Source organism: Microcoleus sp. B5-D4 (genome assembly GCF_036705145.1).
Classification (GTDB): Bacteria; Cyanobacteriota; Cyanobacteriia; order Cyanobacteriales; family Microcoleaceae; genus Microcoleus.
Map to the genome: position 1 here is coordinate 13,481 of NZ_JAUBTV010000115.1, position 5,440 is coordinate 18,920.

Annotated in this window: 5 protein-coding genes; 1 reads left to right on the forward strand and 4 read right to left on the reverse strand. The window is 46.5% G+C overall.

What is annotated here, in order from left to right; all coding sequences use genetic code 11:
* A partial coding sequence (locus QUB10_RS31110; RefSeq protein ID WP_445300808.1) for an Ig-like domain-containing protein occupies positions 1 to 1,573 on the forward strand: 1,573 nt, incomplete at its 5' end.
* A 382-nt stretch (positions 1,574 to 1,955) separates the two neighbouring features.
* Here the strand turns inward: QUB10_RS31110 and QUB10_RS31115 are convergent.
* The 4 genes from QUB10_RS31115 to QUB10_RS31130 all read right to left on the reverse strand — a co-directional run.
* Positions 1,956 to 2,660 carry a rhomboid family intramembrane serine protease gene (locus QUB10_RS31115; RefSeq protein WP_333207012.1) on the reverse strand — a complete coding sequence of 235 codons (705 nt, stop codon included), beginning with the start codon at positions 2,658 to 2,660 and terminating at the stop codon, positions 1,956 to 1,958.
* 358 nt (positions 2,661 to 3,018) lie between these two features.
* Positions 3,019 to 4,116, reverse strand: a complete 1,098-nt coding sequence (locus QUB10_RS31120; RefSeq protein ID WP_333207013.1) for a DJ-1/PfpI/YhbO family deglycase/protease — start codon at positions 4,114 to 4,116, stop codon at positions 3,019 to 3,021.
* A gap of 137 nt (positions 4,117 to 4,253) precedes the next feature.
* Positions 4,254 to 5,012, reverse strand: a complete 759-nt coding sequence (locus QUB10_RS31125; protein WP_333207014.1) for an SDR family oxidoreductase — start codon at positions 5,010 to 5,012, stop codon at positions 4,254 to 4,256.
* Positions 5,013 to 5,152: 140 nt separating this feature from the next.
* Positions 5,153 to 5,440, reverse strand: a 288-nt coding sequence (locus tag QUB10_RS31130) for a transposase (RefSeq protein ID WP_333207015.1), incomplete at its 5' end; no start/stop codon positions are given.

Consider the following 5,440-nt stretch of genomic DNA (forward strand, 5'->3'; position numbering starts at 1 on the left):
CACAAGTCCCACACCAGCGACTACAACTCCAACACCAGCGACTACAACTCCAACACCAGCGACTACAACTCCAACACCAGCGACTACAACTCCAACACCAGCGACCACAACTCCAACACCAGCGGGGACAACCACGAGTCCCACAACGGGGACAACCACGAGTCCCACAACAGGGACAACCACGAGTCCCACAACGGGGACATTGCCGACACAGGTTCCGAGTCCGAGTCCGAGTCCGACTCCGACTGCGGGCGGGACAACTCCGAGTCCGAGTCCTTCGATCGTCCCGACTCCAACTGCGACAACCCCAACTCCTCCGCCTTTGGGCGGGGGGCCGACTCCGCCGAGTTTTACATCTCCGACTCCTAACCAGCCGCCGATCGTGGAAGCGGGCAAGACGGTGACTGGTTTGCAGAATTTGCCTCTGTCTCTGAGCATTTCGGCACCTAGCGACCCGGAGGGCGATCCACTGTCGATCGCGGTAGTCGGACTTCCCAATCCTACTTTTGGTCAGGTAATTACCGGTACGAACCCGATCGCCGTGAACCAAAAGTTAACCGTTCAGGATTTACTCGGGCTGAAATTCCAACCTGGAACAAACGCGATCGGGCCAGCCGGTTCTTTCAGCTACAGCGTAGCTGACGACCAAGGCGGCACGGCAGCAGCGTCAGTGGCGATTAACATCAATTCTTTCGATACCTCCGTAACTGTTCCAAGTACCCTGTCGCCGATTGCTGTCAATGACGGCATCGTATTTACGAGTACGAATAATTCGCTGCCCACTTTCATTGATGTGCTGGCCAACGATTCCAGCCCGCAAAAAGGGACGCTCAACATTATCAATGTCAGCACACCGCAACTGGGGATAGCTGTAAATCTTGTCTCTCAAGTCCAATTCATCCCCGGCAACGTAGCGGGTACAACTGCTTTCACCTACAGCGTCAGCGACGGATTCGGGACAATTCCGGGCGTAGGTACTATCACCGTTCAAATCTTGCCTGCAGATAGCGGGCCTAACAATTTAGTTGGGGGTTCTTTGCCGGACAATTTGGACGGTTTGGCGGGCAGCGATACTATTGATGGTCAAGGCGGCAACGATACGATTAATGGCGGTGTGGATAACGACGTGATCGTAGGAGGCCTCGGCGCAGATACCATGACGGGGGGCGGCGGCGGCAATCAATTCCGCTATACCAGCCCTGCACAAGGTGGGCCGGCTTTTGATGCGGCTTCTTCGGCGGCGATCGAGGCTGCGATCGCAGCGGGCGGATACGATGTGATTACTGATTTTAACGGTCTCGGTGTGCCGATCGCCGATCAGTTTAATTTTGCCCCCGGATTTGCGAATCTGGGCGGTAACACCCAAGTTCTGCTGAATGTGCAGACAACTGTTTCTGCAAATATTCTGGGAGGAAGTGCTTTCTTGTTTGCCTACGATTCCGGCGGCAATACTTACATTATTTATGACGGCAATGGCAATAACGTCACTGGCGGCGATTCTCGCATTTTGGCGAAGTTAAATGGTGTAACTGGGGTTTCTTCTCTTTCGGAATTTGATTTCACGTTTATCTAAAAAGATAAGAGGTTTGAAACCGCAGAGAAACGCAGATAAACGGCGATTTCGTTGGCAGTTTATCTGCGTTAATTTTGGTTCATATCATGTCCGGTCGATTAACCATGATTCCTGTAGGGGCGGGTTCACCAAGATATTGAATAGAAACGGGAAAATCTGTAAACCCGCCCCGGCCTTTAATCGCGTTCAATCGATCGGACATGATATCACGGTGGTGAAAAAATCAATCTGATTATCTTCAGAAAACAATGCCAACAAAGAGCCAAGCATAGCACCGAGCTTTAAGACAAATAAGAGGTTTGAAACCGTAGATTAACGCAGATAAACGCCGATTTTCTGGGTAGTTTATCTGCGTTTATTTGCGTTCATCTGCGGTGAAAAATTAAATCCGATTTTCCTCCGAAAACAATCCCAACAAAGGGCCGAGAATAGCGCCGAAAACAAAGCCGCCGGCGTGAGCCCAGTAGGCAACTCCCCCGGATTCCATGCCGACACTTGCCGGGGCATTCAAGGAAGCCAAGCCACTCAATGCTTGCTGTGCAAACCAAAATCCTAGAAAGAAGAAAGCGGGGACTCTGACAGTGGTAAAAAAGATTCCCAGGGGCAGCAGTGTCAGAACTTTGGCTTGGGGATATCTGAGAATGTAAGCTCCCATCACGCCTGCGATCGCGCCGCTAGCACCTAGGGACGGAATGGCAGATGTTGAGGAAAAAAACCACTGAGTTAGTGATGCTAAAACGCCGCAAGTAAGGTAAAATATTATAAATTTGACGTGTCCTAAACGGTCTTCTACGTTGTTGCCAAAAATCCACAAAAATAACATATTTCCGGCAATGTGAAGAAAGCCTGCGTGCAGGAATTGGGAGCTAATTAGTGTCGTCCATTCGGGAAATGGCGAAACTGGCAGAGCAACCCGACACATATTGCTTAACTGGCAAGGAATTACGGCCCAAGAGTAGAAGAATTGGGTTAATTGTCGATCGCCCAAACTGAGTTCGTACAAAAATACTAATATGTTTGCCGCAACCAGCCCATAGGTGACATAGGGAGTGATAGTAATGGGATTTTCATCGCGTAAGGGAACCACAGCCTTTTTTTCCTCATCAAAATATTGGCAACACAGTAGCGCATTTATAGCCCAGGTGTCTCCTGTCTAAAGGAAGAGGGGACAAATCAATCGATTTTTGATTTTTGATTTTTGATTTTTGATTTTTGATTTTAGAATTGAAGAATTGAAGAAAGCGACTTTACGGATGTATCCGGGGGGCTGAAACAAAAATAAAACCCTCCACGTTGCAGTTAGTTGAATATCTGCTTTTTAGTGTTGGGTTTTATTTTACCGCAAAGGCGTATATTGTAGGATTGCAGAGCAAGTTTGTAGTTGCGATATTGGTGCGATTTTTCACCTTTCAACAAAACTACAAACTTATTTATCCCCTTGCTGATTACATTTTTACAGCGGGGCTAGTTGAAGGTTTAGGCGACTTAATTTCCTGGGAAACTGCACGGGCGCGGTAGAGTTTAGCAACGGCTTGCTCACACTTAGACAAATCCGATTCTATCTCTGTCAAAATGGCAGTTGATACGGGATCTGTGAACTTCACCCGCAGGTTGTTGACATCGACAACACCGGTTTGCAACTCACCGAGAGTGCTCCGCAGTAAGAACGTTTCATCTGTTCCTTGCATCGAAGCTTTTAATTTAGCGTATTTGTCAGCAATTTGGGCAGGAATTGAGGGTTTTTCACCAAAATCGTTGAGGCGTTTTTCCAGAGCGAGGATGTGGTTCTGTTTGTTTTGAATCATTTCTCTCAAGAGCGATCGCAAATCGCTATCTTGCGTTTTTTCCGCATAATTTTGAAACGCTTCGCAAGCATAGCGTTCCCCTGCGAGGGCGGTATTCAAACCTTTAACAATGTCGCCTTGTGTAGAACCTCCCCAACCATTAGCTAATTTCCACCATTCTGCATTTGTGTCAGTTTCTTCTGGCAAACCGACTTCTTTTCCGCCGTAACCGAGGCGAGCCAGAATTGCGGTGGTAAATATTGCTAAATCTCCCGGTTGGCGGGAAGTGATCAAGTTGCCGTCAACTACTAAAGCTTCGTTAATGTAGTTAGCCCCGGCATTGATCATGTCTGTCTTAATTGCCAAGAAACCTGTGGCATTTTTGCCTTTTAGCAAGTCGGCTTCAATCAAAACTTGCGGGCCGTGGCAAACAGCAGCGACGATTTTTCCTTGCTCAAAAGCTTCTCGTACAAAACGTACTGTATTGGGATTAGTCCGCATCATATCAGGAGCCATACCGCCGGGAATTATCACTGCATCGAATTCTGCGGGTACTGCTTCTGTGGTAGTTCCGTCAGCCTGCTGGGCAACTTTTCCTTGTTTCCCTGCATACTTTTCGTTTGTCCGCGAACCGAGGACAACTACATCAAAATTTGCTTGTTTTAAGGCGTTGTAAGGAACTAAAAATTCCGAATCTTCCACTCCATTTTCGATGAGTATGGCAACTCGTTTTGTGTTGCTACCATTATCGGTTGTCATAATCAAATTTCCTCAGACTATCTTTTTATCTAACCCTAAATGATTTATGATGTTTTTAGCGTCTTGCTAAAGTGATAAATTAGTTGGTTTTAAAAGATGTCAGCGTGAGCCTTGAGAGGTATTTTACAGTAATTGTCTCAATGCACATAAGAGGCTCCGTTAATGTCGATCGTAGTCCCGGTAGCGTGCGTAGCCAAACCGGATGCTAAAAACGCGATAACATTAGCAACATCTTGAGGAGGAGCGATTTTGCCGATCGGGATATCGCGAATAATATCAGCTTCACCGAACTCCTGAATAAACTGATTAGACATTTCTGTACTGACAAATCCCGGTGCAACTGTAAAAGCCAAAATATTATCAGTCGCAAACCCTCTAGCAATGCTGCGAGTTAAAGCAACAATAGCACCTTTAGAAGCAGCGTAGTGCAGATAATTCGGGTCATCGCCGCGAAAAGCAGCGCGACTTGCTATATTAATAATTGTACCGACCCGGCGAGTTTGAAAATGCAGAATAGATTCCCGGCACAAATCGGCAACGGCAACTAAATTTACTTGTAGAGTTTGCTGCCAAGCTGAAGACCAAATATCGAACTCGTCCTCGATACCCGCTGACTGCATAATCCCCGCGTTGTTAACTAAAATATCAATATGACCGCGCCATTTTAAAGCATCTCGCCACAAAATCGAGGCCGCATTTTCCACCATCAAATCGGCTGCCAATAAATAACAGCGATCGCCCGCAACACTTGCTGCTACCGCTTCAGCTTCTTTCTGACTTCGAAAGTAATGCAAAATCACCTCAGCCCCAGCATTAACCAGAGTCCGCACCGTCACTGCACCAATCCCTTTCGAGCCACCTGTTACTAAAATTACCTTTCCGGTTAAATCAATCATTTATGTCTCTCTTTTCTCTTTCTCTGTGACCTCTGCGCCCTCTGCGGTTAGTAAAAAAAATCAATCCCCTTCACACACGAAATAGAATTGCTATATGATAAGTAGGTCGGCATAAAAAAACCAAAGTAAGTAAAGAAATGTTAAGAGCGGGAACGGGAACTAAATTTAAAGCGATTAGTTGTATAATCTCCTCGTTCTCCTCTAGCTTCAATTCCATCAATTACTGCGTAGGCAAGATCTAGTTCGTCTTCAAACATTTTTCCTACCAGTTCATGATTTTTAAGTTGTTGCCATTCCAGTTCAATTTTGTTCATTTCTGAGCAGTATTCTGGTAAAAAGAAAATATACAATCCCTGGCTTTCCCACTGGGACCATTTTTGTTGGACATCTAGGGATTTGTGTATGGGGCCGTTATCTTGAATTATCAC